The 25,991-nt window shown below is 68.1% G+C and carries 25 protein-coding genes; 11 read left to right on the top strand and 14 right to left on the bottom strand.

Annotation, left to right across the window (positions count from 1 at the left end):
• Positions 1-27 precede the first annotated feature (27 nt).
• The gene (locus KW835_RS08920) at positions 28-720 is read left to right on the top strand and encodes a Crp/Fnr family transcriptional regulator (RefSeq protein ID WP_218382001.1); all 693 of its coding nucleotides are present in this window, start codon (positions 28-30) and stop codon (positions 718-720) included.
• Positions 721-762: 42 nt separating this feature from the next.
• Here the strand turns inward: KW835_RS08920 and KW835_RS08915 are convergent, their stop codons facing one another.
• The 4 genes from KW835_RS08915 to KW835_RS08900 all read right to left on the bottom strand — a co-directional run bounded on the left by KW835_RS08915 (position 763) and on the right by KW835_RS08900 (position 5,305).
• Complete coding sequence (locus KW835_RS08915) at positions 763-1,578, bottom strand: alpha/beta fold hydrolase (protein ID WP_218382000.1); 816 nt, start codon at positions 1,576-1,578, stop codon at positions 763-765.
• The gene (locus KW835_RS08910; RefSeq protein ID WP_218381999.1) at positions 1,575-3,125 is read right to left on the bottom strand and encodes a benzoate-CoA ligase family protein; all 1,551 of its coding nucleotides are present in this window, start codon (positions 3,123-3,125) and stop codon (positions 1,575-1,577) included. Before KW835_RS08910 ends, KW835_RS08915 begins: the two co-directional genes overlap by 4 nt.
• A gap of 76 nt (positions 3,126-3,201) precedes the next feature.
• Positions 3,202-4,752 carry a 3,4-dehydroadipyl-CoA semialdehyde dehydrogenase gene (locus KW835_RS08905; RefSeq protein WP_218381998.1) on the bottom strand — a complete coding sequence of 517 codons (1,551 nt, stop codon included), beginning with the start codon at positions 4,750-4,752 and terminating at the stop codon, positions 3,202-3,204.
• Positions 4,753-4,837: 85 nt separating this feature from the next.
• The gene (locus KW835_RS08900; RefSeq protein WP_218381997.1) at positions 4,838-5,305 is read right to left on the bottom strand and encodes a DUF4863 family protein; all 468 of its coding nucleotides are present in this window, start codon (positions 5,303-5,305) and stop codon (positions 4,838-4,840) included.
• Between the two features lie 197 nt (positions 5,306-5,502).
• Here KW835_RS08900 and KW835_RS08895 point away from each other — a divergent pair, with 197 nt between their 5' ends.
• From KW835_RS08895 to KW835_RS08860, 8 genes are all read left to right on the top strand, one after another.
• Positions 5,503-6,444 carry a helix-turn-helix transcriptional regulator gene (locus KW835_RS08895; RefSeq protein WP_218381996.1) on the top strand — a complete coding sequence of 314 codons (942 nt, stop codon included), beginning with the start codon at positions 5,503-5,505 and terminating at the stop codon, positions 6,442-6,444.
• A 208-nt stretch (positions 6,445-6,652) separates the two neighbouring features.
• Positions 6,653-8,323 carry a 2,3-epoxybenzoyl-CoA dihydrolase gene (boxC, locus tag KW835_RS08890; protein ID WP_218381995.1) on the top strand — a complete coding sequence of 557 codons (1,671 nt, stop codon included), beginning with the start codon at positions 6,653-6,655 and terminating at the stop codon, positions 8,321-8,323.
• 121 nt (positions 8,324-8,444) lie between these two features.
• A complete protein-coding gene (boxB, locus tag KW835_RS08885) occupies positions 8,445-9,872 on the top strand; it encodes a benzoyl-CoA 2,3-epoxidase subunit BoxB (protein WP_056417424.1) in 1,428 nt (475 codons plus the stop codon).
• A gap of 146 nt (positions 9,873-10,018) precedes the next feature.
• Positions 10,019-11,302, top strand: coding sequence for a benzoyl-CoA 2,3-epoxidase subunit BoxA (boxA, locus tag KW835_RS08880; protein ID WP_218381994.1), 1,284 nt, complete (start codon positions 10,019-10,021; stop codon positions 11,300-11,302).
• Positions 11,303-11,602: 300 nt separating this feature from the next.
• On the top strand, positions 11,603-12,769 hold the full coding sequence (locus KW835_RS08875) for a DUF3182 family protein (RefSeq protein WP_218381993.1): 1,167 nt from the start codon (positions 11,603-11,605) through the stop codon (positions 12,767-12,769).
• Positions 12,753-13,523 carry a S9 family peptidase gene (locus KW835_RS08870; protein WP_218381992.1) on the top strand — a complete coding sequence of 257 codons (771 nt, stop codon included), beginning with the start codon at positions 12,753-12,755 and terminating at the stop codon, positions 13,521-13,523. The genes KW835_RS08875 and KW835_RS08870 overlap by 17 nt, the downstream gene beginning before the upstream one ends.
• A 108-nt stretch (positions 13,524-13,631) precedes the next feature.
• Positions 13,632-13,778, top strand: coding sequence for a hypothetical protein (locus tag KW835_RS08865; RefSeq protein WP_218381991.1), 147 nt, complete (start codon positions 13,632-13,634; stop codon positions 13,776-13,778).
• 58 nt (positions 13,779-13,836) lie between these two features.
• Positions 13,837-15,006 carry an SDR family oxidoreductase gene (locus KW835_RS08860; protein ID WP_218381990.1) on the top strand — a complete coding sequence of 390 codons (1,170 nt, stop codon included), beginning with the start codon at positions 13,837-13,839 and terminating at the stop codon, positions 15,004-15,006.
• Positions 15,007-15,060: 54 nt separating this feature from the next.
• Here the strand turns inward: KW835_RS08860 and KW835_RS08855 are convergent, their stop codons facing one another.
• On the bottom strand, positions 15,061-15,273 hold the full coding sequence (locus tag KW835_RS08855; RefSeq protein WP_218381989.1) for a hypothetical protein: 213 nt from the start codon (positions 15,271-15,273) through the stop codon (positions 15,061-15,063).
• A gap of 147 nt (positions 15,274-15,420) precedes the next feature.
• Here KW835_RS08855 and KW835_RS08850 point away from each other — a divergent pair, with 147 nt between their 5' ends.
• Together KW835_RS08850 and KW835_RS08845 are read left to right on the top strand one after the other, a co-directional pair.
• A complete protein-coding gene (locus KW835_RS08850; protein ID WP_218381988.1) occupies positions 15,421-15,921 on the top strand; it encodes a flavodoxin family protein in 501 nt (166 codons plus the stop codon).
• Between the two features lie 61 nt (positions 15,922-15,982).
• Positions 15,983-16,417 (top strand): surface-adhesin E family protein, encoded by a 435-nt coding sequence (locus tag KW835_RS08845; protein WP_218381987.1) that lies wholly within the window; start codon positions 15,983-15,985, stop codon positions 16,415-16,417.
• Between the two features lie 128 nt (positions 16,418-16,545).
• Here the strand turns inward: KW835_RS08845 and KW835_RS08840 are convergent, their stop codons facing one another.
• The 9 genes from KW835_RS08840 to KW835_RS08800 all read right to left on the bottom strand — a co-directional run bounded on the left by KW835_RS08840 (position 16,546) and on the right by KW835_RS08800 (position 25,989).
• The gene (locus tag KW835_RS08840) at positions 16,546-18,678 is read right to left on the bottom strand and encodes a family 2A encapsulin nanocompartment cargo protein cysteine desulfurase (RefSeq protein ID WP_339385526.1); all 2,133 of its coding nucleotides are present in this window, start codon (positions 18,676-18,678) and stop codon (positions 16,546-16,548) included.
• 6 nt (positions 18,679-18,684) lie between these two features.
• Positions 18,685-19,617, bottom strand: a complete 933-nt coding sequence (locus KW835_RS08835; protein ID WP_056167209.1) for a family 2A encapsulin nanocompartment shell protein — start codon at positions 19,615-19,617, stop codon at positions 18,685-18,687.
• Between the two features lie 79 nt (positions 19,618-19,696).
• Positions 19,697-19,969 (bottom strand): helix-turn-helix domain-containing protein, encoded by a 273-nt coding sequence (locus KW835_RS08830; RefSeq protein ID WP_056167206.1) that lies wholly within the window; start codon positions 19,967-19,969, stop codon positions 19,697-19,699.
• A complete protein-coding gene (gene epsC, locus KW835_RS08825; protein ID WP_218381986.1) occupies positions 19,966-20,904 on the bottom strand; it encodes a serine O-acetyltransferase EpsC in 939 nt (312 codons plus the stop codon). The genes KW835_RS08830 and epsC overlap by 4 nt, the downstream gene beginning before the upstream one ends.
• A 23-nt stretch (positions 20,905-20,927) precedes the next feature.
• Positions 20,928-21,407 carry a rhodanese-like domain-containing protein gene (locus KW835_RS08820; RefSeq protein WP_218381985.1) on the bottom strand — a complete coding sequence of 160 codons (480 nt, stop codon included), beginning with the start codon at positions 21,405-21,407 and terminating at the stop codon, positions 20,928-20,930.
• A gap of 165 nt (positions 21,408-21,572) precedes the next feature.
• The gene (gene solA, locus KW835_RS08815) at positions 21,573-22,802 is read right to left on the bottom strand and encodes an N-methyl-L-tryptophan oxidase (RefSeq protein WP_255593407.1); all 1,230 of its coding nucleotides are present in this window, start codon (positions 22,800-22,802) and stop codon (positions 21,573-21,575) included.
• On the bottom strand, positions 22,799-24,145 hold the full coding sequence (locus tag KW835_RS08810; RefSeq protein ID WP_218381984.1) for an LLM class flavin-dependent oxidoreductase: 1,347 nt from the start codon (positions 24,143-24,145) through the stop codon (positions 22,799-22,801). Before KW835_RS08810 ends, solA begins: the two co-directional genes overlap by 4 nt.
• A gap of 81 nt (positions 24,146-24,226) precedes the next feature.
• The gene (locus tag KW835_RS08805) at positions 24,227-25,099 is read right to left on the bottom strand and encodes an ABC transporter permease (RefSeq protein WP_218381983.1); all 873 of its coding nucleotides are present in this window, start codon (positions 25,097-25,099) and stop codon (positions 24,227-24,229) included.
• Positions 25,096-25,989: an ABC transporter ATP-binding protein gene (locus KW835_RS08800; protein WP_255593406.1), complete on the bottom strand. Its 894-nt coding sequence runs from the start codon at positions 25,987-25,989 to the stop codon at positions 25,096-25,098. The genes KW835_RS08805 and KW835_RS08800 overlap by 4 nt, the downstream gene beginning before the upstream one ends.
• Positions 25,990-25,991 lie beyond the last annotated feature (2 nt).

The following is a 25,991-nucleotide window of genomic DNA, read 5'->3' as shown; positions in this document are numbered from 1 at the left end:
GCCCTGCCCGCTGGAGAACGCTTCACGATGCTGGTCAAAAAAGCTGCGCCCACGGCCGCCGAACTGCTGAACGACTCGGCCTGGTTTCCGGTGCTGGACGCCCCGGCCCAGCAACGCGTGCTCGATGAACTGCGCGAAGTCGAGGTGCCCCAGGGCAGCGCGCTGTGCCGGCGCGGCGATGTGCCGCTGCACTGGTACGGCGCGATCGAAGGGCTGCTCAAGTGGACGGTGACGTCCGACAACGGCCGCTCCGTGACGCTGGGCGGGCTGTCGGCAGGCAGTTGGTTTGGCGAGGGCACACTGCTGCGCGGCGCCGCGCGAACGGCAGACATCATTGCGCTGCGTCCGAGCCGCGTGACACTGCTGCCGGTGCACACGTTCGAATGGCTGCACGCCACGCAGCGCAGCTTCGACCACTTCCTGCTGCGCCAGATCAACGAGCGCATGCACTGGTTCCTGGGCAATTTCACGGCCCACCACCTGCAGGACACCGACACGCAGGTGGCCCGGGCGCTGGTGGGCTTGTTCCACCCCTTCCTTCACCCCGGCAGCGACCCGCACCTGCAGGTGTCGCAGGAAGAGATTGCCAACCTGTCGGGCGTGTCGCGCCAGCGCTGCAACGCGGCCTTGAAACGCCTGAAGGCCGACGGCATGCTTCAGATCGAATACGGAGGCATCACGGTGGTGGACCTGGAGAGCCTGCGTCGGCGGGTCGACTAGCGGCGAAGAGTCATCAGCGGGCGAAGCGTGTGTGCCGGCGGTTCAGGGTTGGCTGCTGCGTGCGGTCTTGATGAACGCCACGGTCTCGGCGATCACATCGCCCGGCCTGTCACGGTGCGGGGAGTGCGCGCACGACGCAAGCTCCACCAGGCGGGTGGCGGGCACGCGCTCGGCAATGCCGCGAATCTGCGCCAGCGTGCCGTACTCATCGTCCAGCCCCTGGACCGCCAGCACGGGAGCGCGCACGTGGGCAAGGTCAGCCGCGATGTTCCAGGCGCGAAAGGCTGGATCCAGCCAGATGCGGTTCCAGCCCCAGAAGGCGGAGTCGGGGTCGTCGTGGTAGCGGCCCAGCTTGTGCGCAAGGTCGGTGGTCTCGTAGGCGGTGCGCGCCAGCTCGATGTTCGCGATGGTCACGTCCTCGACGAAGATGTGCGGCGCGAGCAGCACCAGGCCGCTCACGCGCGCCGGGAAGCTGGCGGCGTACAGCAGCGCGATGGACGCTCCATCGCTGTGGCCGAACAGCCAGGGCGCTTCGCTCACGCCCAGTGCCTGCAGCAGCGCGGGCAACACCTCCTGCGCCTGCCGGTGCATGAAGTCCACGCCCCACCACTCATCCGGGGCACGGGGGGTGGAGCGGCCGTAGCCGGGTCGCGAGAACACCAGGCCCCGAAAGCCGCCCGATGCGCACAGCCGCCCAGGGAAATCCTTCCACATCGCCACCGAACCCAGCCCTTCGTGCAGGAAGACCAGCAGCGGAGCGTCGGCGCGCTCGGGCTGTATCCACTGGTATTCGACCTGTAACCCGCGCCCTCGCCATTCGATGCTGGCGAACCCGTTGCCGGAGAAGGCGGGGCTCATGCAAGCGCCTCCTTCTCGCGCAGACGGAAGCGCTGGATCTTGCCGGTGGCCGTCTTGGGCAGCTCGGGCACGAACTCGATGAAGCGGGGGTACTTGTAGGGCGCAAGGCGGTCCTTGACGAAGACCTTGAGTTCATCTTCCGTGGCGGCCTGGCCGTCCTTGAGCACGACGAAGGCCTTGGTCTTGGTCAGGCCCTCGCCGTCCTGCGTGCCGATGACGGCGGCCTCCAGCACGGCAGCATGCTGCATCAGCGTGGCCTCGACCTCGAAAGGCGAGACGTAGATGCCACTGACCTTGAGCATGTCATCGCTGCGCCCGGCATAGGTGTAGTAGCCCTCGGCGTCGCGCACATACTTGTCGCCGCTCTTGGTCCAGCCGCCCTGGAAGGTGTCGCGTGTCTTCTCGCGGTTGTTCCAGTACATGAGGGCGGCGCTGGGGCCGCGGATGTACAGGTCGCCAACTTCGCCATCCGCCACGGCGCGCCCGTCTTCGCCGCGCAGCTCGATGTCGTAGCCTGGCACGGGCTTGCCGGTGCTGCCGTAGCGGATGTCGCCGGGCCGGTTGGACAGGAAGATGTGCAGCATCTCGGTGGAGCCGATGCCGTCGATGATGTCGCAGCCGAAGTGCGTCTTGAAGCGCTGCGCGATCTCGGCGGGCAGTGCCTCGCCAGCGGACGAGCACATGCGCAGCGCCACCTGCGAGCGCCCCGGCAGGCGGGGGGATGCGAGCATGCCGGCAAAGCCGGTGGGAGCACCGAAGAACACGGTGGGCTGGTGTTCCACCCAGCGTTTGAAGGTGGCATCGGGCGTGGGCCGCTCGGCCATCAGCACCACCGTGGCGCCCACCGACAGCGGAAACGTGAGCGCATTGCCCAGCCCGTAGGCGAAGTAGAGCTTGGCTGCCGAGAAGCACACATCGTCGCATGTCAGGCCCAGCACGGGCTTGCCGTACAGCTCGGCGGTCCACCACAGGTTGCCATGGGTGTGCACCGTGCCCTTGGGCTTGCCGGTGGAGCCCGAGGAGTACAGCCAGAAGCCTGGGTCGTCGGGGCCGGTGGCTGCCGGCGCCGCCAGGGGTTGCGCGCTGGCTATCGCCTCGTCCAGATCCGACGCCCCGCTCTCCAGCGCTTGTGCAGGCTGCGAGACCAGCAGGGTGGCCACCTCGTGAGCACCCCGGGCCATGGCGTCTTGCAGGATGGGGAGCAAGGCGCCTGACACCAGCGCGGTCTGCGCGCGGCTGTGGCGCAGCATGTAGGCGTAGTCGTCTGCCGTGAGCAGGGTGTTCACCGCCACGGGTACCACACCTGCGTACAGGCAACCCAGAAAGCACACCGGCCAATCGCTGGTGTCGTGCATCAGCAGCAACACGCGCTCTTCGCGCCGCACGCCGGCGGCCTGGAGCGCACCGGCCAGTCGGCGTGCGCGATCCTGCAGGGCGCCGTAGCTCAGCGTGCCACGGTCGTCGATGTATGCCGTGCGCTGTGCGTGGTCGCGGTTCAGGTCGAACAGGTGCTGTGCAAAGTTGAAACGCTCTGGCAGGGTGGTCATGGCAATGTCTCCGTGGTTTGCTGGCGTTTTTCTTGTGATGCGTTCTGGCGGCTGCCTTTGTCCGGTGCCTGGGCGGTCAGAGGCCGAGCGCGGCCAGCACACCGGGGCTGGCCTGCACGGCGCTGCGCTGGTGGTAGAAGTCCAGCGCCCGCAGCCCCCCCAGCTCCGCGCCGCCACCCGCGCGCCCCGGGCCGCCGTGCAGCGACATGGGCATCACGTTGCCGTGGCCGGTGTGGGCCTGGGCGACGTCTGGCGTCACCACGTGCACGCGGCCATGGCTGGCTGCGAGGTGCACGGCGGCATGCCCCAGCGCGGCCTCATCGGCGCCGTAGAGCGATGTCACCAGCGAACCCTGGCCGCGCTGTGCGAGCGCCAGGGCATGGCCCATATCGCGGTAAGGCACCAGCGTGGCCACGGGGCCGAACACCTCGACGTCGTGCACCACCGATGCCGCATCGGCATCGCGCGCACCCAGCAGTACCGGGCCGATGCACGCGGCCACCGCAGGGTCTGCGTCCACCAGCGGCACCTGCCGGCCGTCGTGCAGGATGTCGACGTGGGCAGACAGCTGCGCGAGCCCTTCGCGCACGGCGTGCAGTTGGGCGGTGCTCACGAGCGAGCCCATGCGCACACCATCGTTGCGCGGGTTGCCCACGGTCACGCCGGCCAGCTTGGCGCCAATGGCCTCGGCCGCCGCGCCATACACGTCCTGCGGCACCAGGATGCGGCGGATGGCCGTGCATTTCTGGCCGGACTTGACCGTCATCTCGCGCACCACCTCGCGCACCAGCAGGTTGAAGGCGTCGCTGCCGGGCGCCGCATCGGGCAGCAGCAGGGCGCTGTTGAGGCTGTCGGCCTCGATGTTGGCGCGCGCCGATCGCTGCGCCACCGCAGCGTGGGCGCGGATGATGCCCGCCGTGTCCGCCGAGCCGGTGAACGAGACCACGTCGAACGGCCCGAGCTGGTCCATGAGCCCGGCCGAGCTGCCTGCGATGACCGACAGCGCGCCCGCCGGCAGCACGCCGGCCTCGACCACGTCGCGCACCATGCGCTGCGTGAGCCAGGCGGTGGACGTGGCGGGCTTGACGATCACCGGAACGCCGGAGAGCAGCGCAGGCGCTGCCTTCTCCCATAGCCCCCAGCCCGGGAAGTTGAAGGCATTGATGAACAGCGCCACGCCGTGCGTGGGCACCTGCAGATGCTGCGACAGGAACACCGGCTCCTTGCCGAGCCGGGCGGCATCGCCATCGCGCAGCGCACGCACATCGCCCAGCGCATCGCCCCACTTGGCGTACTGGCCCAGCGTGAAGATGCCGCCGTCGATGTCCACGGCGGAGTCGTTCTTCACCGTGCCGGAGTTGGCCGTGGCGATTTCGTAGTAGCTGTCGCGATGGGCCTGGAGCACCTTGACCACCCCACTGAGCAGGCCCGCACGCTCGCGGTAGGTCAACGCACGCAGCGCGGCCCCGCCCTGCTCACGGGCGAACCGGAAGGCCTCGGGCACATCGAGCCCCGTGGAGTCCACGCGCACCAGGTCTTGGCCCAGCACCGGGTCCTTGAGCACGGCGCCCGTGCCGTGGCCTGTTTGCCAGCGTCCGGCAGCGTAGTTGGGGAGCAGTTCGGTCATGTGGGTCTTTCTTGTTCGGTGCTCGGCTGTGCTGGCTTTGGCGCCAGCGATGCAGCGGATGGGGAAGATGCGGCCGGCTATGCCGTCAGCGCGTGAACTGAATCTGCCCCTCGGGCAGCAGGTAGAGCACCAGCGAGCGGCCCTGGGCCACTGTGGGGCGGTGGGCGCTGCCCGGCGGGTATACGCACCAGCCGGCCGGATGGCCGTCGAAAGTGGCGTCTCCCTCCAGCGGAATGATCAGGTCGATCTCTCCGAGCGGATGGGTGTGGTGCGGGCCAGCAATGTCCTGCATGTCCACCACATCCACCGAGAAGCGGTGCAGCGCGTCGTCTGCCTTGAAGACACGGCCGTAGCGGATGCCGCCGCCCTCGCGCTCGCAGAGCCAGCCCTGCGCCACGCCCGCCAGGCAACCCGCCTTGAGCTGCCGGTAGGCGTCGCTGTCGGGACCGTGCGTCTGGTTGAGCCAGGTTTGCAGGTCGCAGTCCAGACTTCGGCCCGCGATCTGCCCGGTCAGGTCTGCCAGGGCTTCATGGAATGCTGCTTTATCGGACATGGCGCCTCGTGGGTGGCTGGGACAATGGGACGGCGTGCACACCGCTTGATGTATGTTCTTGTGGGATTCCACAATGTGCAGTATCTTGCTTGCAACCAAACGATAGTTAATGCTTTGCGCAGTGTCAAGCACTATAGTGCATAAGAGCTGCTTCCACCAACTGCCGCGCCGCAGCCGGATGTGAATTGAGGATGGACATGAACGAACAAGAAGACACAGCCACCCTGCCCCCCTCCATGGGCGAGGGCGCGCCAGGGCCCGCCGAGGAAGCCCGCAACCCCCTGCTGGCCGCATTGGGCGAGCGGGTGCGCAACCTGCGGGCTCAGCGCGGGCTCACGCGCAAGGCGGTGGCAGTGGCGGCGGATGTGTCGGAGAGGCACCTGGCCAACCTGGAGTACGGCACCGGCAATGCATCCATCCTGGTGCTCCAGCAGGTGGCCGGCGCGCTGCACTGCTCGCTGGCCGAGCTGGTGGGCGACTTCACCACCCGATCACCCGAATGGCTGCTGATCCGCGAGCTGCTGGAGCACCGCAGCGAGCCCGAGCTGCGCCGTGCGCGGCTGGCGCTGCACGAGATGCTGAACAGCGGCGCCAGCGACACGGCGCGCCACCGGCGCATCGCGCTGGTGGGGCTGCGCGGTGCGGGCAAGTCCACCCTGGGGCCCCTGCTGGCGCGTGACCTGGACGTGCCGTTCATCGAGCTGAGCCGCGAGATCGAGACCCTGGCGGGCTGCAGCGTGCGCGAGATCCACGACCTGTACGGCACCACGGCGTACCGCCGCTACGAACGCCGCGCCCTCGAAGAGATCGTGCAGATCCACAGCGAGGTGGTGATCGCCACGCCCGGCGGCATCGTCTCGGACCCCGCGACCTTCAACGAACTGCTGGCCCACTGCACCACCGTCTGGCTGCGCGCCGCGCCCGAAGAGCACATGGGCCGCGTGCTGGCCCAGGGCGACATGCGACCCATGGCCGCCAGCAAGGAGGCCATGGACGACCTGCGCCGCATCCTGGAAGGCCGGGCAGCCTTCTATTCCAAGGCGGACCTGACCATAGATACCTCCGGGCAGAACCTGGAAGAAAGCCTGCGGCAGCTGCGCACGGGCGTGCGCAGGCTGATGGCCAACCGGCCCGACTGAAAGCCCGGCCTCCCCGCCCGGCCTCCCGAACGCACCACACGCGCTACCGACCACCTGACCGCCGCCCGCCCGGCCCCATCGCGCAGAAAAATTGGCGATCAGCAGAAACATGCATTGACTCGCCCGCAAACATGCATCATGATGCACATCGATTGCTGGATTTATGCATTATTATTCCTGTTAGCAGTTTTCGACGGAGACTCCCCCCATGACCGCCCAGACCACCGCACCCACCCGCGTTGACTACCGCACGGACCCCACGCAGTACCGCCACTGGAAGCTGGTGGTGGATGGCGCGGTCGCCCGCCTGTCGCTCGACATCGCCGAAGACGGCGGCATCCGCCCCGGCTACAAGCTCAAGCTCAACAGTTACGACCTGGGCGTGGACATCGAGCTGCACGACGCGCTCAACCGCGTGCGCTTCGAGCACCCGCAGGTGCGCACCGTCATCGTCACCAGCGCCAAGGACCGCATCTTCTGCTCGGGCGCCAACATCTTCATGCTGGGTGTCTCAAGCCACGCCTGGAAGGTGAACTTCTGCAAGTTCACCAACGAGACGCGCAACGGCATCGAGGACTCGTCCAAGCACTCGGGCCTGAAGTTCGTCGCCGCCGTGAACGGCGCCTGCGCGGGCGGCGGCTACGAGCTGGCCCTGGCCTGCGACGAAATCGTGCTGGTGGACGACCGCTCGTCGGCCGTGTCGTTGCCTGAAGTACCGCTCCTGGGCGTGCTGCCCGGCACGGGCGGCCTGACCCGCGTGACCGACAAGCGCCACGTGCGCCACGACCTGGCCGACATCTTCTGCACCAGCGTGGAAGGCGTGCGCGGCCAGCGCGCGGTGGACTGGCGCCTGGTGGACCGCATCGCCAAGCCGGCGCAGTTCGCGGCCGCCGTCGATGACGCGGCGGCGCGCCTGGCCCAAGGCAGCCACCGCCCAGCCAACGCAAACGGCGTAGCCCTGACCCGCGTGGAGCGCGAAGAAAGCGCCGACAGCCTGCGCTACGCCCATGTCAGCGTCGACATCGACCGCACCCGCCGCACGGCCACGCTCACGCTGAAGGCGCCCACCGGCGCGCAACCCACGGACATCGCCGGCATCGAGGCCGCGGGCGCCGCCTGGTGGCCGCTGGCGCTGGCGCGCCAGCTGGACGACGCCATCCTGAACCTGCGCACCAACGAACTCGACATCGGCACCTGGCTGCTCAAGACCGAGGGCGACGCCCAGGCCGTCCTGGCGAGCGACGCCACGCTGATCACCCACCAGGACCACTGGCTGGTGCGCGAGACCATCGGCGCACTGCGCCGCACGTTCGCACGGCTGGACGTATCGTCGCGCAGCCTGTTCGCGCTGGTGGAGTCGGGCTCGGCGTTTGCCGGATCGCTGGCCGAACTGGCGCTGGCCGCCGACCGCACCTACATGCTGGCCCTGCCCGACGACGCCGAGCGCGCACCCAGGCTCACGCTCAACGAGTTCAACTTCGGACTGCTGCCGATGGTGAACGACCAAAGCCGCCTGCAGCGCCGCTTCTACGAAGAAGCCGCCCCGCTGGAAGCCGCGCGCGCTGCGGCCGGCACGCCGCTGGATGCGGACGCCGCGCTGGCCCTGGGCCTGGTGACGGCCGCCCCGGACGACATCGACTGGGACGACGAAATCCGCATCGCCATCGAAGAGCGCGCCGCCATGTCGCCCGACTCGCTCACCGGGCTGGAGGCCAACCTGCGCTTTGCCAGCAAGGAGAACATGAACACGCGCATCTTCGGCCGCCTGACTGCCTGGCAGAACTGGATCTTCAACCGCCCGAATGCCGTGGGCGACAAGGGTGCGCTCAAGGTCTACGGCACCGGAGAAAAAGCCGGCTTTGACCTGAACCGCGTCTGACCCTACCCCCACCCAACCGATTGACCTCCCCACCCGTTCAGGCTGAGCTTGTCGAAGCCCTTCGCAAGCCTTCGACAAGCTCAGGCCGAACGGATATGAACCTCCACTTGAAGGACTGGCCATGAGCACGATCAACTACAGCGAGAAGATCCCCAACAACGTCAACCTCGGCGAAGACCGCACGCTGCAGCGCGCGCTCGAAGGCTGGCAGCCCAACTTCATCAACTGGTGGGACGATGTGGGCCCCGAGGGATCGACCGACCACGAGGTCTACCTGCGCACCGCCGTGAGCGTGGACCCGCAGGGCTGGGCACAGTTCGGCCACGTGAAGATGCGCGACTACCGCTGGGGCATCTTCCTGAACCCGGGTGACGCCAACCGTGAGATCCACTTCGGCGACCACAAGGGCGAGAAGGCCTGGCAGGACGTGCCCGGCGAGCACCGCGCCAACCTGCGCCGCATCATCGTGACGCAGGGCGACACCGAGCCCGCGTCGGTGGAGCAGCAGCGCCACCTGGGCCTCACCGCGCCCAGCATGTACGACCTGCGCAACCTGTTCCAGATCAATGTGGAAGAAGGCCGCCACCTGTGGGCCATGGTCTACCTGCTGCACAAGCACTTCGGCCGCGACGGCCGCGAGGAGGCCGAGGCGCTGCTGCAACGCACCTCGGGCGACCAGGACAACCCGCGCATCCTGGGCGCCTTCAATGAAAAAACGCCCGACTGGCTGGCGTTCTTCATGTTCACCTACTTCACCGACCGTGACGGCAAGTTCCAGCTCTCGGCCCTGGCCGAAAGCGCGTTCGACCCGCTGGCCCGCACCACCAAGTTCATGCTGACCGAGGAAGCCCACCACATGTTCGTGGGCGAGTCCGGCGTCTCCCGCGTTCTGGCGCGCACCGCGCAGGTGATGAACGAGCTGAAAACCGACGACCCGGCCAAGGTGCGCGCCGCCGGCGCCATCGACCTGGGCACGGTGCAGCGCTACCTGAACTTCCACTACAGCGTGACCATCGACCTGTTTGGCGCCGACCAGTCGAGCAACGCGGCCATCTTCTACAGCTCGGGCCTCAAGGGCCGCTACGAGGAAGGCAAGAGAGGTGACGACCACATCCTCAAGGGCCAGACCTACAAGGTGCTGGAGGTCAAGGACGGCCAGTTGCTGGAAAAGGACGTGCCCATGCTCAACGCCCTGAACGAGGTGCTGCGCGACGACTTCATCAAGGACTCGATGGCCGGCGTGGGCCGCTGGAACAAGGTGCTGGAAAAAGCCGGCATCCCCACCCGCCTGTCGGTGCCACACAAGGCCTTCAACCGCCAGATCGGCGCCCTTGCCGGCATCAAGATGTCACCCGACGGCCGCGTGGTGAACGACGTGGAATGGGCGGCCCGCAAGGCCGAATGGCTGCCCACGCCCGAGGACTTTGCGTTCGTCGCGTCGCTGATGGGCCGGGTGGTGGAGCCCGGCAAGTTCGCGGGCTGGATCGCGCCACCGGTGATGGGCATCAACCGCCAGCCGGTCGATTTCGAATACGTCCGCTTTAATTGAGCCCCCCTGAGCCGCTGCGCGGCTTCCCCCCCGAGGGGGACGCCACCGGCGGCCCGGCGGAGCCGGTTTCGCGGTGGCACTGGCCCGGGGCCGCGCGCAATCCAAGGCATCGCCCAAGAATTCTGCGGCTTCGCTGGAAGAAAAATATGGATACCACCACGCTGATCGACAACGGCATGCTGAAGCAGCACCTGATCGACCCCGAGATCTGCATCCGCTGCAACACCTGCGAGGCCACCTGCCCGGTGGGCGCCATCACGCACGACGACAACAACTACGTCGTGCGGGCCGATGTGTGCAACGGCTGCATGGCCTGCATCTCGCCCTGCCCCACGGGCTCCATCGACAACTGGCGCACCATGCCGCTGGCGCGCGCCTACAGCATCGAGGAACAGCTGACGTGGGAAGAACTGCCCGCAGAACTGTCGCCCGAGGAGCTGGCGGCCGAGGGCGCACCGGCCGCGGCGGCACAGGCCACCGGGCTGCAGGCTGCGCCGCTCGCCGCCGCGGCAGAGCCCGGGGCACAGCCGTTTCAGTCCGCCCAGTACGGCGCCACTGTGCCGCCCTGGTCGGCCGCGCACCCCTACACCAACCTGTTCCCGCCCCGAAGCCCCACCACCGCGACAGTCGTGGGCAACTTCAACTGCACCGAAGCGGGTTTCGAGAGCGAGACGCACCACGTGGTGCTCGACTTCGGCAGCATGCCGTTCCCCGTGCTGGAGGGGCAGTCCATCGGCATCATCCCGCCGGGCACCGACGCGCTGGGCAAGGCGCACCACGCGCGCCAGTACTCGATTGCCAGCCCGCGCAACGGCGAGCGTCCCGGCTACAACAACCTGGCGCTCACGGTCAAGCGCGTGACCACGGACCACGACGGCCACCCCGTGCGCGGCGTGGCCTCCAACTACGTGTGCGACTTGCAGGTGGGCGACAAGGTGCAGGTGGTGGGGCCTTTCGGCAGCTCGTTCCTGATGCCCAACCACCCGCGCTCGCACATCGTGATGATCTGCACCGGCACCGGCAGCGCACCGATGCGGGCGATGACCGAATGGCGCCGCCGGCTGCGCAGCAGCGGCAAGTTCGAGGGCGGCAAGCTGCTGCTGTTCTTCGGGGCGCGCACCCAGCAGGAGCTGCCCTACTTCGGCCCACTGCAAAGCCTGCCCAAGGATTTCATCGACATCAACCTCGCGTTCTCGCGCACCGCAGGGCAACCCCGGCGCTATGTGCAGGACCTGATGCGCGATCGCGCTGCCGACCTGGCCGCGCTGCTGCGCGATGGCAGCAGCCACTTCTATGTGTGCGGCCTCAAGAGCATGGAAGAAGGTGTGGTGATGGCCCTGCGCGACATCGCCACCGCCAGCGGGCTGGACTGGGGCCAGGTGGGCGCGGCGCTCAAGCGCGAAGGACGTCTGCACCTGGAGACCTACTGAGGGGTGGGGCATTAAAATTGCCCCTACCTCTTTATGGGCGTCAGTTTTTAGCTATACATTTAATAGCAATTGACATCCTGGGGCGGCAAAGCACGCTGCAGGCCCGGGTTGAGAGCCCTGCGTGCATCAGCGACCGGCGTGTTGCACGGCTTGCATCGGGGTGGCGCCGCTGTCCCGCGCTTGCTTATCCGTCCTACACCGGACGGAGTGGTCCAAAAATACGATGCTTTCAGAACGCCTGTGCTTTGGTACTGGCGCCGTCGGCCCGCTGGCCGGCCCTCCGAAAGGAAAGGACCTTGCATGACCGACACGACCGCCCCTGGCGGCCCCCTGCGCTCTGCGCTGCAGCACACGGCGGTGCAGCATGAAGAAGTCGTCATGCCGTTCACGCTGGGACTGCGGGGCCATGCCAGCGAACACGAGCGCCAGACCCGTGAACATATCGCACGCCGCGTGGCCCACCTGAAGGGCTGTGCGTTCAGCCACGAACTCCCCCCATCGCTGTGGACCCAGCGCACCTACCTGGTGCCGAGCGAAACCCTGGTGGAGGCCGCCGCCCTGAGCCTGCACCTGCGCGGCGAAGACGATCTGTTCGGTGGTGTGGTGCCCCACGCCTTCGTGGCGACCAAGGCCATCACCCACCCCTTGATCGCGCCCGGTGCCGCCGCGCCCCCGGGCTGGAGCCATGTTCTGCCCGAAGCGGTCGAGAAGGCCGTGCTGGCGGGTTACACCGCTTTCACGCGCCACGACGCGGCCGAGGCCGGCGAACGGCTGCTGGCCCTGGGGCCCGTGCGCATCAAGCCCGTGGCGGAGACCGGCGGGCGCGGGCAGTCGGTGGTGCATGCCATCGGCGAACTGACCATGAGCCTGGCGGCGCTGAGCGACAACGCCTTTTCCGAGCATGGCGTGGTGCTGGAGCACAACCTCTCGAACGTGGACACGCTGAGTGTCGGCCAGGTGCGCGTGGCGGGCATCCTGGCCTCGTACCACGGCCGCCAGCGCCTGACACGCGACAACCGCGGCGCCGTGGCGTACGGCGGGTCGGACCTGACCGTGGTGCGCGGCGACTTTCATGCCCTGCTGGCCACGCTGCCCCCCGGCCCGGTGCGCAAGGCAGTGGACCAGGCGCTGCTCTACGACGCCTCGGTGCGGCAGTGCTTTCCGGGCTTCTATGCCTCGCGCGTCAACTACGACGTGGCGCAGGGCATCCATGCCGGCGGCGAATGGAGCTCGGGCGTGCTGGAGCAGTCCTGGCGCATCGGCGGCGCCACCGGGGCGGAGATCGCCGCGCTGGAGGCCTTCCATGCCGACCCCGGCCTGCACACGGTGCGGGCCAGCTGCATCGAAGAGTTCGGCCCTCTGGAACCACCGCCCGCATCCGCCATCGTCTACTTCCAGGGCGAAGACCCCGAGGTCGGGCCGCTGACCAAGTACACCAAGGTGCAACCCGATGGCGACACGGCATAGAGACATTCAGATCCCTTCGGGCGACCGCACCATCGCCGGCACGCTGGTGGCGCCGGACACCGTGGTGCCCGGCGTGTTGCTGGTGCACGGCTGGGACGGCAGCCAGGAGCAGTACCTGTCGCGCGCCCACACCATTGCGGCGCTGGGCTGCATCTGCCTCACCATCGACCTGCGCGGCCATGCCCGCGACAAGGCGCACCGCGAGACCGTGACGCGGGAAGACAACCTCAACGACATGCTGGCCGCGTACGACCTGCTCACAGGGCATCCGGCCGTGGACAGCCAGTCTGTGGCCGTGGTGGGCAGCAGCTACGGCGGCTACCTGGCCGCCGTGCTCAGCGCGCTGCGGCCGGTGCGCTGGATGGCGCTGCGCGCGCCCGCCCTCTACAAGGATGAGGACTGGCTGGTCCCCAAGCAGCACCTGGACCGCCAGGAACTGGCACGCTACCGCGCCATGAAGCTGCCCACCGACGCCAACCGCGCGCTGGCAGCCGGTGCGGTGTTCGAGGGCGATGTGCTGTTGGTCGAGTCCGAGATGGACCACATCGTGCCCCACCCGGTGCTGGAGAACTACCGGGCCGCATTCCTGCGCACACGCTCCATGACCTACCGGGTGATTGCCGGTGCCGACCACGCGCTGGCCAAGCCCGAATGGAGCGAGGCCTACACCGGCATGCTGGTGAATTGGATGAAGGAAATGCTCGGCGACGCCAAGGAGCGCGCCGCAGCACGCGACAAGGCCGCGCCCCGCTGAAAGCACCGTGCCACCACGCGGCGCCGATGCGCAAAGCAGACGCTGTCTGACACGGGCCAGCAGCCGGCGGTGGAGTAATGGAAGGCATCACCCTCCAAGGAGATCGCCATGTCGAAGACCCACCGCACCGGCACCGACCAGACCAAGCCCCGCGCCCGCAAGCGCATGCGCCAGTGGGAGGCCATGGCCCGCCCCCGCTCGGTCCCGCTGCGCTTTCCAGACCCCGAGCCACCGGTGTGGAAGCCGCTGGGCTGATACGCACGCACCACAGGCGCACGTCCATACGCACTCCAACCACGGATTCGATTCACCCATGAGCACTCGACGCGCCTCCAAAGCCCCTGCCGCCACCGCGCCCGCGTCATCCACCCCGGCCACGCCGGCGGCGACGAAGGCGGCTGCAGCACCTTCCCGACTTCCATCCAGGACTGGCGCCAGCCAAGCCAGGAACCGTGCCCGAACCGCCACCCCGGCAACCGCCAGCGCAGCAGCAGCCACCACCCGCAAGCAGCAGAAGATCCAGGCAGAGCAGGATGCCAAGGATCGCAAGACGGCCCCAAGCGGCAGCCAGGCCGCCACATCCTCCCCACCTGCCAAGAAGAAAGCCGCCCCAGGGCCGGGCCGCGCAGAGCCCGCGCCGCCACTGCCGCGGCAGCACCTCGCCAAGCCCGGCTTCGAAGCGCAGATGCAGTTGCAGCCCCGCTTCGAAGCGCCGCACTATGCGGGCAGCGGCAAGCTCCAGGGGTTTTCCACCCTCATCACAGGGGGCGATTCGGGCATCGGCCGCGCCGTGGCGGTGCTGTTTGCGCGGGAGGGTGCCAATGTAGCCATCGCCTATTTGTCGGAGCACGAGGACGCCGAACACACGCGCGAGCTGGTCGAAGCCGAAGGCGGGCGCTGCATCCTGCTGCCGGGAGACGTTCGGGATGCGGGCTATTGCCAGCAGGCGGTGGCACAGGTGGTCGATGCGTTCGGCAAGCTCAACGTGTTGGTCAACAACGCAGCCTTTCAGGAGCATGCGGCATCGCTGGAAGATCTGACCGAAGAGCGCTTTGACGAGACTTTCCGCACCAACATCTACGGCTATTTCCACATGGCTAAGGCGGCACTGCCGCACCTGCAGCGCGGCGACGCGATCATCAACACCGGCTCGGTCACCGGTCTGCGAGGCAGCAAGGAACTGCTGGATTACTCAGCGACCAAGGGTGCGATCCATGCCTTCACCAAGGCGTTGGCGCACAACCTGGCCGACAAGGGCATCCGCGTCAACGCGGTAGCCCCCGGCCCCGTATGGACGCCCCTGAATCCCGCAGACAAGAGCGCCGGCGACATCGCGAGATTCGGTGCCAATACGCACCTGGGCCGGCCGGCGCAGCCGGAAGAGATATCACCGGCTTATGTGTTCCTCGCGGCGCCCTCGTGCTCGAGCTACATCACCGGCACGGTACTGCCCATCACGGGCAACGCGGGCGATGGTGCCTGATGCAACCCGCTCCGCTCGGGTATGGCGCGCTATTGGACGGACTCGGCGCGCCCCTCAAGGTTTGCGGTCGCCTCGCGCATAGTCCTCGACGGCGGCCACCGCCTGTTCCCGCGATCCGAAGGTGGCTTGGCGCACCGGAACGTTGTGGCCATCGATGAGCAGGCTCTGGATGCTGACGCGGCCGTCGCCGGCATGGGCGAGCACCGCCGAGTACGAGCTGCCGTCAGCTGCGCCGAACACATTCTCTTCGCAGGGTCCGTTGTGCATGAGTGCCTCCTTGTGACATCCATTGTCTGAAGTGACGCCCCGAGCGGATGTAGGCAAACAGCGCTTGCCAAGCAGCGCGGGATGTCCGCTGGCACCTGCCGTGAGCCGGGCATAGTGCAGCGCAGGCGCCAGCGCTATGCTCGCTGCATGCAAACCACCAAGACGCTGCTGATCGTCTACCACTCCATGACGGGCGGCACGCTTCAGATGGCGCAGGCCGCCTGCGAAGGCGCGTCGCAGGAGCCGGGCGTACAGGTGCACCTGGTGCACGCCAGCGCAGCCGGGCCCGCCGACGTGCTGGCAGCCGACGGCTTCATCTTCGCAACGCCAGAGAACCTGGCCGCCATGAGCGGGCAGCTCAAAGACTTCTTTGACCGCACTTACTATGCAGCGCTCGACCATCTCAATGGCCGCGCCTATGCCTGCCTGGTCTGCGCGGGCAGCGACGGCAGCAACGCCGTGCGGCAGATCGAGCGCATTGCCACCGGCTGGCGCCTGAGGGCCGTGGCAGAGCCGCTGATCGTCCGCACCCACGCACAGGCGCCAGAGGCCATCCTCGCCCCCAAGCAGATCGGCCCGGACGATCTGGAGCGCTGCGCCGCGATGGGCCGGGCCCTGGCGGCAGGGCTTGAGATGGGCGTATTCTGAGAAAGCTGCACGGAGCGGCCGTTTGGTGCTTGAATAGCGTTTTGCCAATAAGCTGCTGCCCATGAAAAACGTTGTGCTCGCCGCTGCGCTAGTCTTCGCCGTGGCGACTGCCGCGGCACAAGCTCCCACTTGGCTCACCGTGGTCGGCGATCCGGGCAACGCGTTGGCAGACACCGTTGAGGTCGATGCTGCGAGCGCGGTGGCGTTTGAATCCATGCGCCTGGTCAAGCTGCGGGTCAACCGTGCCAAAGCCCGCAACGCTTTCGACGGCCTGCCCTTTCAGTCGTATTACTCCACGGCCATGTTCGACTGCACGCAGATGACGGCATGGCACCGCTCGGTCACACTGTTCGACAAGCCCCTGTGGCGTGGCCAAATGCGGATGCACGAGTACGTGGAGCGCGACGGGCGCGATCTGGCCTTTGCGGGAATGGCCGAAAATCCCCGGGACCGCTTGATCAAGGCAGCGTGCGCCATGACCCTGCAGGACAGGTGAAAGTCCCCTGGGCCGGCTTGCGCGGTGCTCGCCAGGCAACATCGCCTGCCGGCCCGAGCACATCGCGCAACGACTGCGGGCGCGCCCACCATCGGCGGACGCGCCCGCTCTGCATGGCTGATGTCGCCTCAGATCCGCTGCGCGGCCAGCCGGCGGACCACCGCCGTGAGGCGGTCGATCTCGTCGAAGGTGTTGTAGAACGCCAGCGACGGCCGCACCGTGGTCTCCACACCGAAGCGGCGCAGGATGGGCTGCGCGCAGTGGTGGCCGGTGCGCACCGCGATGCCCTCTTCGTTCAAGGCCTTGCCGACCTCTTCGGTGGAGTAGTCCGCCAGCACGAAGGACATCACGCTGGCCTTGTCCGCCGCCGTGCCGATGAGCCGCACGCCGCGAATGGTGGCGAGCTGCTGCATGCCGTACACCAGCAGTTCATGCTCGTAGCGCGCGATGTTCTCGATGCCCACACGGTTCAAATAGTCGATGGCAGCGCCCAGGCCCACCGCGTCGGCGATGTTGCCGGTGCCGGCCTCGAACTTGTTCGGGATGGGCTGAAACACCGTCTTCTCGAAGGTCACGTCGGCGATCATGTTGCCGCCGCCCTGCCACGGGGGCATGTCTTCCAGCACCGAGCGCTTGCCCCAGACCACGCCGATGCCCGTGGGCCCGAACACCTTGTGGCCTGAGAAGACGAAGAAGTCGGCATCGAGGTCCTGCACGTCCACCCGCATGTGCGAGACCGACTGCGCGCCATCGACCAGGGCCTTGGCCCCCGCGCGGTGCGCCAGCGCCACGATCTCCTTGACCGGAACCACGGTGCCCAGCGCGTTGGATACCTGAGTGACCGCGACGATCTTGGTGCGGTCATTCAAGAGCTTTTGGTATTCATCCAGCAGCACCTGGCCCGAGTCGTCCACCGGAATCACCCGCAGCTTCGCGCCCTTGGCGGCCGCCAGTTGCTGCCAGGGCACGATGTTGGCGTGGTGCTCCAGGTTGCTGACGATGATTTCGTCGCCCTCGCCCACATGCTGCGCGCCCCAGCTCTTGGCCACGAGGTTGATCGCCTCGGTGGTGCCGCGCACGAAGATCACCTCGTTCACATCCGGCGCGTTGATGAAGGTCTTCACGCGCTGGCGTGCGCCTTCGTACGCATCGGTGGCCCGCGCCGCCAGCTCGTGCGCGGCGCGGTGGATGTTGGAGTTCTCGTGCTCGTAGAAGTAGCTGATGCGGTCGATCACCGCCCGGGGCTTGTGCGTGGTGGCCGCGTTGTCGAACCACACCAGCTGCCGCCCGTTCACGCGCTCAGCCAGCACCGGGAAGTCGCGGCGGATGGCATGCACGTCGAACGGCGGGTGGTGGCCCTGCCCTGCGAGCGGCACGGTGGCGTGGGGCGCGGGCTTGGCCGGGGTCACGTAGCCGCTGGGCAGCACCACGGCATCGGTGAAGTAGAACTGCGCGGGCGCAGCACCCGCACGGGACTGGCCCAGCGCGCCGGGCGATGCGGACGACGCGCTGCGCAGGTCCACCCCCTGCAGCGACGCGAAGGGCTGGCGGGCCAGCTCGTCGCTGATGCGGGTGTCGCCCAGTGCGTTGGGAGAGGCACCATAAGGTACGCCGGTCTGCACGCCAGCCGGCGCACCGGTGGACGGTGCCGGGTGCCCACCGGGCGAAGGCTGCCCATGGCGGTCTGCGAGGAAGTAGAACGGCGATGCGGGCTCTGCAGCGCCGCCTGCCGGAGCGTGGCGCGCCACCGAAGCAGCATTGGCACCCGAGGCCTCGGGCACGCCCAGCACGGCCCCGCCCAGGCGCGGCTCGTACGCGGGCAGTGCGCTGACCACCGAGTCCGGCAGGCCGTTGCCCGCCGTGGCGTGCGGCAGCAGGGCCGGGGCACGGTGCGCGAGCGACGCCAGGGGCGTGGGCGATGCCGGGACGATGTTGCTGCCCGGAAAGACGCCGGGCGGAATCGGCGTGCCCGGCACGCTGGGGCCGAACCCCGCGGGGCTGACCAGCGGCGAGCCCGGCGGCGCGATGTTGACGGGTGCCTGGACGCCGGCCGGCACGGGCGACAGCGCCTGCGCAAACCCGGGTGCGGTGCCCGGTGGTGTGGACGGCAGCGCGGCGGCGGGGCCGGCGGGCACAGCCGGTGCATCGCCCGGCCGGGCCGAGAAGAGCGCCGTGGCCATCTGCGCCAGCAGCGCCGGGCTGATCGGCGCCTCCAGCGCGTGGGGGATTGCGCCTTGCGGCGTGGATGGAAGATTGCTCACCGCGGATTACTTGTAGGTATCGGGGTAGTCGTGGTACTTGTTGATCTCGACGTCATCGAGCACCGCCAGTGCGTCGGTGGTCAGCACGGCCAGCGAGCAGTACAGCGAGATCAGGTAGGACGCGATGGCATGGTTGTTGATGCCCATGAAGCGCACCGACAGGCCCGGGCCTTGCTCGCCCGGCAGGCCGGGCTGGAACAGGCCGACCACGCCCTGGCGCTTGTCGCCCACGCGCAGCAGCAGGATCTTGCTCTTGCCGTCGGCCACGGGCACCTTGTCGGACGGGATCAGCGGGATGCCGCGCCAGGTGATGAACTGCGAGCCGAACAGGCTCACGGTGGGTGGTGGCGTGCCGCGGCGCGTCGCTTCGCGGCCAAACGCCGCAATGGCCAGCGGGTGGGCCAGGAAGAACGCGGGCTCCTTCCAGACCTTGGTCAGCAGCTCGTCCAGGTCGTCGGGCGTGGGGGCGCCGGTGAGCGGGAAGATGCGCTGCTCTTCCGTCACCTGGGCCAGCAGGCCGTAGTCGGGGTTGTTGATGAGTTCGCTTTCCTGATTTTCCTTGATCGTCTCGATCGTGAGGCGCAATTGCTCCTTGATCTGGTCGTGCGGGCTGCTGTACAGGTCCGACACGCGGGTGTGCACGTCGAGCACGGTGCTCACGGCGTTGAGGAAGTACTCGCGCGGGTTTTCTTCGTAGTCCACGAAGGTGCGCGGCAGTTGGTTCTCGGACTCCTTGGCGGTGCATGCGACCTTGATCGCCTCGGGGTTCTTGACCTTGTTGAGGCGGTAGATGCCCGCTTCCACCGGCACCCACTGCAGCAGGTGGGTCAGCCAGCGCGGGCTGATGGTCTCCAGCTGGGGAACGGTTTTGGTTGCGTTGGCAAGTTGCCTTGCTGCGTGATCGCCGAGTGCGGTGGTACCGCCCACTGTTGCCGACATGTAGAGAACTCCGTGTGGTTAAAGACTGAAAGGAAGGGATGAACGTCGGCACCGAGTGTCAAAGCTCTGCCGCGGGGTTTCAACAGGCTATAGCCGCCAACTGAAGGCCGCGCACTAGGTTGGCGGTGTGCACCACTTCACCGCGCGTGACCAGCGTGGAAGGCGTCACGCCCAAGGCCACCGCAAGCTTCTCGACAGTGACCAGGGACGCGATCACGCGGCCGCGCTCGACCTCGCCGACGTAGGAACGGTTCAGGTCCGAGTGCTCTGCCAAGCGCTCCTGCGACCAGCCCTGGGCCTCGCGCGACTGGCGTACCGCAATGCCGAATCCCTTAATGAGCGTCGTGGTCATGGCAGTGCCTCGGCGGCGGGCGCAGGCCGGGGGGCGCGGCCCGACTCCTGGGTGCTGGCCTGCGTCACGTTGCCGCCGGGCGCCACGTCGTGTGTGAGCCAGACATTGCCGCCGATGACCGCGCCCTTGCCCAGCGTGACGCGCCCGAGGATGGTGGCGCCCGCATAGATGACGACGTCGTCCTCGACCACCGGGTGGCGCGGCAGGCCTTTTTGCAGCACGCCATGCGCGTCGGTGGGAAAGCGCTTGGCGCCCAGCGTGACCGCCTGGTACAGGCGCACGCGCTGGCCGATGACGGCGGTCTCGCCGATGACGACACCCGTGCCGTGGTCGATGAAGAAGCCAGCGCCGATCTGCGCGCCGGGGTGGATGTCGATGCCGGTCTGGCTGTGCGCCAGCTCGGACACGATGCGCGCGAGCAGCGGCAGGCCCAGCCGGTACAGGCAGTGGGCCAGGCGGTGGTGGATCATGGCCAGCACGCCGGGATAGCACAGCAGCACCTCGTCCACGCTGCGCGCGGCGGGGTCGCCCTGGTAGGCGGCCAGCACGTCGCTGTCGAGCAGCCGCCGGATCTGCGGCAGCGACTGTGCAAACGCCTGCGCCACCTGCTGGGCCTGGTCCTGCACACCGTCGGCGTCGCGCTCTTCGTGGCGGGCGCTGTACGTCAGCTCCAGGCTGATCTGCGCGAACAGCGTGTGCAGCGCGGTGTCGAGCGTGTGCGCCACGTAGAAGTCTTCGCTCTCCTGGCGCAGGTCGTAGGGCCCCAGGCGCATAGGAAAGAGCGCGCCCTTGAGCTGCTCGACCACCTGGGCCAGCGCGTCGCGCGAGGGGAACTCGCGGCCCCCCGGCTCCTGCGATCTCTTTTGCGCCTCGCGCCATTCGCGGCGCACCTCGCTCAGCGAAGCGGCGATCTGCTCGATGTGGAAATTTGCCATGGGTGCCTTGTGCGCTGCGCGTCTCAGTCCTGCACCCAGGGCAGGCCGTGAAAGCGCCAGCCATCGCTGCCGCCGCGCTGCTGGCGCTCGTCGATCTCGCCCTCGAAGCCTTCGAGCACATTGAACACATGGCGGAAGCCGACGGCCGCTGCCGCCTCGGCCGCGAGCACCGAGCGCTTGCCGCTGCGGCACAGCAGCAGCACCACGGCGTCCTTGCCGCCGTCCTTGGCGAGCTTGGCCTCCAGCTCCCGCGCGAAGCGGGGGTTGCGGGTGAGCGCCGTGCCCGTGGCCCACGCCACGTGCAGGCTGCCGGGCACGTGGCCGACGAACTTGCGCTCTTCGGCGGAGCGCACGTCGACCAGCAGGGCCTGGCCTTCGCGCACCAGGTCCCAGGCGGCCGGGGGCTTCACGCCGCCGGCGTAAGAGAGTCCTTGGTCCACCGACGCCTGGCGCGCCTGCTCCAGGGCGGCGGGCAGCACGGCGTCTGCGGTTTCGTAGGTCATGAAATGGCTCCTGGCAATGAATTCGGTGGTGATAGCCATCGAATCTACGGGCCCAGCCATCGATCACAAACGAATAAAAACTCCGTTCAAAATTACCTAAACATCCTTAGGCGATCCGCAGGCAACCATCGTCCTCGGCAGCGTGCCGCGCTGTGTGCGTAACGCTCAGGCGCCTGCCGGCGCAAACCGCCCTGCCGACAAGGTCGACAGGTCCGCCCATTCCGGCAGCCCCAGCACCCGCAGCGCCAGCACCTCGCCAATGGCGGCCGAATGCTTGAAGCCGTGCCCTGAGCACGGCGACGCCACATGCACCCCCGCCCAGCCCGGCAGGCGGTCGATCACGAAGCCGTGGTCGGGGGAGACGGTGTAGAGGCACGCATGGGCCTGCGAGAACCTCGCCTCGGGCGCATGGAGCCGCGGCTGAACGTAGCGCCGCAGCATCTCCTCTACCTCGCCAGGGGCGACTGTGCGGTCCACCGCCTGGGGCGTGGTGGTGGTCTGGTACTGGGCGGTGGCGATCTTCAAAGCGGGGGCACCGGGCCCCACGGCCGGAAAGCCGTAGAACGCATGGCCTTCCTCATCCCCCAGCGCCCAGATGAACACCGGAAACCGCGCGGGCGAGAACGCATCGGTATCGGCACCGACGTCGAACCAGAACATCGCCTGGCGGTACACGCCCAACTGCCCGGCCAGCGGCGCGCTGTGCAGCGCCCCGCCCGCCTGCACCAGCTGCGGCAGCCATGCGCCCGCGGCCAGCACCACCTGGTCCGCGCGGTAGGTGCCGCGCGTGGTGGTGGCCACCGTTGCATCGCCCTGCGGCTCCAGGGACAGCACCGTCTCGTGGGTGTGCACCTCGGCGCCGTGCGCCTGCGCCACCTGCAACTGCGCGCCGATGGCCACCTCGGGGCGGACGAAGCCTGCATCGCGCTCCCAGTAAGCGAACTCGTCGCCGCGCAGCTTGAACTGCGGGTAGCGGCGCCGCAAGTCGGCCGTGTCCAGCACATCGTGCGCAATGCCGTGGCGCTGTGCAATCTCGATGGTCTGGCGCACGAAATCATCGGGCTTGCCCGCGCGGGGGGCCGCGCCGTCGCGCGGGCCCAGCACCAGGCCATGGGTGCGGGTGTAGATGGATTGGCCGGTGGCGGCCTCCAGCTCCGCCCAGATCTCGTGCGAGCGCCGCACCAGGGGAACGTACTGCTCGCCCTCGCCCACGGCCAGCCGGGTGATGCGGGTCTGCCCGTGCGACGAGCCCAGGCTGTGCGGGGGAGCGAACTGGTCCACGCCCAGCACGCGCGCCCCGCGCCGCGCCAGCTGGTACAGCGTGGCGGAGCCCACCGCCCCCAGACCCACCACGATGGCGTCATAGTGGGGAATATCTTGGCCGGGAGAACTCATGCCGTGCCCCGCCGCACCGGGTGCGCGGGCCGCGCCAGGCCCAGGTGCTCGCGCAAGGTCGTGCCCGCATAGTCCTTGCGGAACAAGCCGCGCCGCTGCAGCACGGGCACCACCAGCTCGGCAAAATCCTTGAGGCCATGCGGCAGCGTGGGCGCCAGCACGTTGAAGCCGTCGGCCGCGCCGGTGATGAACCAGTGTTCCAGTTGGTCGGCGATGGTCTCGGGTGTTCCTACCAGCGTCCAGTGACCCCGTGCGCCCGCTACTTTTTCGTACAGCTGGCGAATGCTCAGCCCCTCGTCGCGCGCCATCTGGGCGAACAGTTCTTGGCGGCTCTGCCAGCCCTGGGTGACCGGCAGGTCTTGCGGAAACGGGCCGTCGACCGGATAGGCGGACAGGTCTGCGTTGCCCAGGAAGGTGGAGAGCAGCCCCACGCCCAGCACCGGGTCGATCAGGCCCTGCAGCTGGTCGAACTTGTCCTGGGCCTCCTGCTGCGTGCGCCCCACGAAGGGCGAGATGCCGGGCAGGATCTTGAGCTGGTCCGGGCTGCGGCCATGCGCTGGCAGACGGCCCTTGAGCGACTGGTAGAACGCGCGCGCAGCCTCGGGCGTCTGCTGCGCGGTAAAGACCACCTCGGCGGCGGACGCAGCCAGGTCCTGCCCGTCGCTGGACGAGCCGGCCTGCACCAGCACCGGGTAGCCCTGCGGCGAGCGGGGCGTCTGCAGGCCGCCATGCACCTTGAAGTGCTCGCCGTCGAACGCCACGCGGTGCAGGCGCTCGGGGTCGAAGAACCGGTTGGCCGCCTTGTCGTGGATGAAGGCATCGTCCTCCCAGGTGTCCCACAGGCCTTTGACGATCTGCACGTACTCGTGCGCACGGGCGTACCGGTGCGCATGGTCCAGCTGCTTGTCGAGGCCAAAGCTGCGCGCCTCGAAGTCGCTGCCCGAGGTGACCAGGTTCCAGCCCGCGCGCCCGCCGCTGATCTGGTCGAGCGTGGCGTACTTGCGCGCCAGGTGGTAGGGCGGCAGGTAAGTGGTGGACACGGTGGCGACCAGGCCGATGCGCTCCGTGGCCTGCGACAGCGCCGACAGGGCCAGCAGCGGCTCCATCGGGTACCACAGCGCGTTCTTGGCCACCACCGCATCGGGCGGGCCGGGCAGGCCCACGTTGTCGGCAAAGAAGATGGCGTCGAACTTGGCAGCTTCGGCAATCTGCGCCCATTCACGCAGTTGCGCGATGGAGCTGGACGCGCCGGGGTTCACGTCCGGGTGGCGCCAGGCGGCCAGGTGGTGGCCCACGCCAAAGAAGAAGGCGCCCAGGTGCATGGTGGGAGAAGGTGTTGGCATGGAAGAAGGCATTGCGCCTGTCGAGAATGGATGAAGGGGACGCACGCCCCACCGGAGGCACAGATTGCGCTGCAGGCGTGCTCAGCGCTGCTGCCCCCACTTGCGCACGGTCAGCCGCTCCAGCGTGGCAAAGCCCAGGCTCTCCACCAGCAGCCCGATGAGCACCACCATGACGAGCCCCGCGAACACGCGGTCGGTGTAGAGCTCGTTGCGGTTCTGGAAGATGTACCAACCCAGCCCCCCCTTGCCCGACGATGCGCCGAACACCAGCTCGGCCGCGATCAGCGTGCGCCAGGCAAAGGCCCAGCCGATCTTCAGGCCCGACAGGATGGCCGGCAGCGCGGCGGGTATGAGAATCTGCAGCACATACGGAATGCCCCGCAGCCCGTAGTTGCGGCCCGCCATGCGCAGGGTCTCGGGCACACCCTGAAAGCCCGCGTAGGTATTGAGCGCCAGCGGCCACAGCACCGAATGGATCAACACAAACACCAGGCTGCCGCGCCCCAGGCCGAACCACAGCAGCGCCAGCGGCAGCAGCGCAATGGCGGGCAACGGGTTGAACATGGACGTGAGCGTGCTCAGCAGGTCGCGGCCCAGCCGGGTGGACACTGCCAGCGTGGTCAGCGCAAAGGCCAGCACCACCCCCGCCACATAGCCCTGTACCAGCACGACCAGCGACAGGCGCACTTTCTCGATCAGCTCCCCGCTCAAAAGGCCTTCGGCCAGCGCCTTCATCGTGGCGCTGAACGTGGGCAGCAGCAGGTCGTTGTTTTGCCAGCGCGCTGCCACCTCCCACACGGCGGCGAGCACCGCCAGGATCACCGCCTTGCGCAGCCACTCCTGGCCCCAGATGCGGTCTGACAAGGGGAGCGCGCGCTCCACCGGCACGTCACGAAACGGCTTAAGGGTGCGCTCGTATTCAGGCCGCACGGGCGGGTGCAAAACTGGGCTCATGGCTGCGCGTGCCCTTCTTGGGTTGTTTCTTCTTCGAACAGCAGGTGGTGAATGCGCTGCGCCGTGGCTTGAAAATCGGCACCGCCCAGGCTCCCCAGGTGAAAGTCGTGGCTGTTGATCTCGGCGCGCATGCGGCCGGGGTGCGGCGACAGCAGCGCGATGCGGTTGCCGACCACCAACGCCTCTTCGATGGAGTGCGTGACGAACAGCAGCGTGAAACGCACCTCGTCCCACAGCGCGAGCAGCTCTTCCTGCATCTTGCGGCGCGTGAGCGCATCCAGCGCGGCGAAGGGCTCGTCCATCAGCAAGATGCGGGGCTGCATCGCCAGCGCCCGGGCAATGGCCACGCGCTGCTTCATGCCGCCCGACAGCTGGTGCGGGTGCACATCGGCAAACTTATCAAGCCCCACCTTGGCCAGGTAGTGCAGGGCCCGCTCGGCGGCTTCTTTCTTGCCCACCGTGCGCGATGCGAGCAGCGGGAACATTACGTTCTGCTTCACGGTCTTCCAGGGCGGCAACTGGTCGAACTCCTGGAACACCACGATGCGGTCGGGCCCGGGCGCGGTCACCCGCTGCCCACCCAACCGGATCTCTCCCTCGATGGGCGCCATGAAGCCTCCTACCGCCTTGAGCAGCGTGGACTTGCCGCAGCCCGAGGGGCCCAGCAGCACGAAGCGGTCAGCCGCGTGCACAGCGAAGCTGACCTGGTGCGTGGCGCGCACCACGCGTTCGGTGGTGCGGTATTCCAGGCTGACGCCATCGACCTGCAGCAGCGCGCCAGGCGCCGCCTGTGCTGCGGCGGCAGGCGCCGGCGCGGCGTGCGGAGCATCCACGGCAGCTTCGGACAGGAAGCCCTGCCGCAACGCGAGGTCAGGCGCCAGCACGGGCATGG

Origin of the sequence: Acidovorax sp. sic0104 (assembly GCF_019219095.1) — a bacterium.
Classification (GTDB): domain Bacteria; phylum Pseudomonadota; class Gammaproteobacteria; order Burkholderiales; family Burkholderiaceae_C; genus Acidovorax.
Note: the sequence above shows the minus strand (reverse complement) of the source record. Positions and strands in the feature narration are given on the sequence as shown.

Excerpts from the sequence above, each read along its gene's own strand:
- KW835_RS08920 (WP_218382001.1), top strand. The coding sequence starts at position 28 with ATGCTGGTCAAAAAAGCTGCGCCCACGGCCGCCGAACTGCTGAACGAC.
- KW835_RS08915 (WP_218382000.1), bottom strand. The coding sequence starts at position 1,578 with ATGAGCCCCGCCTTCTCCGGCAACGGGTTCGCCAGCATCGAATGGCGA.
- KW835_RS08910 (WP_218381999.1), bottom strand. The coding sequence starts at position 3,125 with ATGACCACCCTGCCAGAGCGTTTCAACTTTGCACAGCACCTGTTCGAC.
- KW835_RS08905 (WP_218381998.1), bottom strand. The coding sequence starts at position 4,752 with ATGACCGAACTGCTCCCCAACTACGCTGCCGGACGCTGGCAAACAGGC.
- KW835_RS08900 (WP_218381997.1), bottom strand. The coding sequence starts at position 5,305 with ATGTCCGATAAAGCAGCATTCCATGAAGCCCTGGCAGACCTGACCGGG.
- KW835_RS08895 (WP_218381996.1), top strand. The coding sequence starts at position 5,503 with ATGAACGAACAAGAAGACACAGCCACCCTGCCCCCCTCCATGGGCGAG.
- boxC (WP_218381995.1), top strand. The coding sequence starts at position 6,653 with ATGACCGCCCAGACCACCGCACCCACCCGCGTTGACTACCGCACGGAC.
- boxB (WP_056417424.1), top strand. The coding sequence starts at position 8,445 with ATGAGCACGATCAACTACAGCGAGAAGATCCCCAACAACGTCAACCTC.
- boxA (WP_218381994.1), top strand. The coding sequence starts at position 10,019 with ATGGATACCACCACGCTGATCGACAACGGCATGCTGAAGCAGCACCTG.
- KW835_RS08875 (WP_218381993.1), top strand. The coding sequence starts at position 11,603 with ATGACCGACACGACCGCCCCTGGCGGCCCCCTGCGCTCTGCGCTGCAG.
- KW835_RS08870 (WP_218381992.1), top strand. The coding sequence starts at position 12,753 with ATGGCGACACGGCATAGAGACATTCAGATCCCTTCGGGCGACCGCACC.
- KW835_RS08865 (WP_218381991.1), top strand. The coding sequence starts at position 13,632 with ATGTCGAAGACCCACCGCACCGGCACCGACCAGACCAAGCCCCGCGCC.
- KW835_RS08860 (WP_218381990.1), top strand. The coding sequence starts at position 13,837 with ATGAGCACTCGACGCGCCTCCAAAGCCCCTGCCGCCACCGCGCCCGCG.
- KW835_RS08855 (WP_218381989.1), bottom strand. The coding sequence starts at position 15,273 with ATGCACAACGGACCCTGCGAAGAGAATGTGTTCGGCGCAGCTGACGGC.
- KW835_RS08850 (WP_218381988.1), top strand. The coding sequence starts at position 15,421 with ATGCAAACCACCAAGACGCTGCTGATCGTCTACCACTCCATGACGGGC.
- KW835_RS08845 (WP_218381987.1), top strand. The coding sequence starts at position 15,983 with ATGAAAAACGTTGTGCTCGCCGCTGCGCTAGTCTTCGCCGTGGCGACT.
- KW835_RS08835 (WP_056167209.1), bottom strand. The coding sequence starts at position 19,617 with ATGTCGGCAACAGTGGGCGGTACCACCGCACTCGGCGATCACGCAGCA.
- KW835_RS08830 (WP_056167206.1), bottom strand. The coding sequence starts at position 19,969 with ATGACCACGACGCTCATTAAGGGATTCGGCATTGCGGTACGCCAGTCG.
- epsC (WP_218381986.1), bottom strand. The coding sequence starts at position 20,904 with ATGGCAAATTTCCACATCGAGCAGATCGCCGCTTCGCTGAGCGAGGTG.
- KW835_RS08820 (WP_218381985.1), bottom strand. The coding sequence starts at position 21,407 with ATGACCTACGAAACCGCAGACGCCGTGCTGCCCGCCGCCCTGGAGCAG.
- solA (WP_255593407.1), bottom strand. The coding sequence starts at position 22,802 with ATGAGTTCTCCCGGCCAAGATATTCCCCACTATGACGCCATCGTGGTG.
- KW835_RS08810 (WP_218381984.1), bottom strand. The coding sequence starts at position 24,145 with ATGCCAACACCTTCTCCCACCATGCACCTGGGCGCCTTCTTCTTTGGC.
- KW835_RS08805 (WP_218381983.1), bottom strand. The coding sequence starts at position 25,099 with ATGAGCCCAGTTTTGCACCCGCCCGTGCGGCCTGAATACGAGCGCACC.
- KW835_RS08800 (WP_255593406.1), bottom strand. The coding sequence starts at position 25,989 with ATGCCCGTGCTGGCGCCTGACCTCGCGTTGCGGCAGGGCTTCCTGTCC.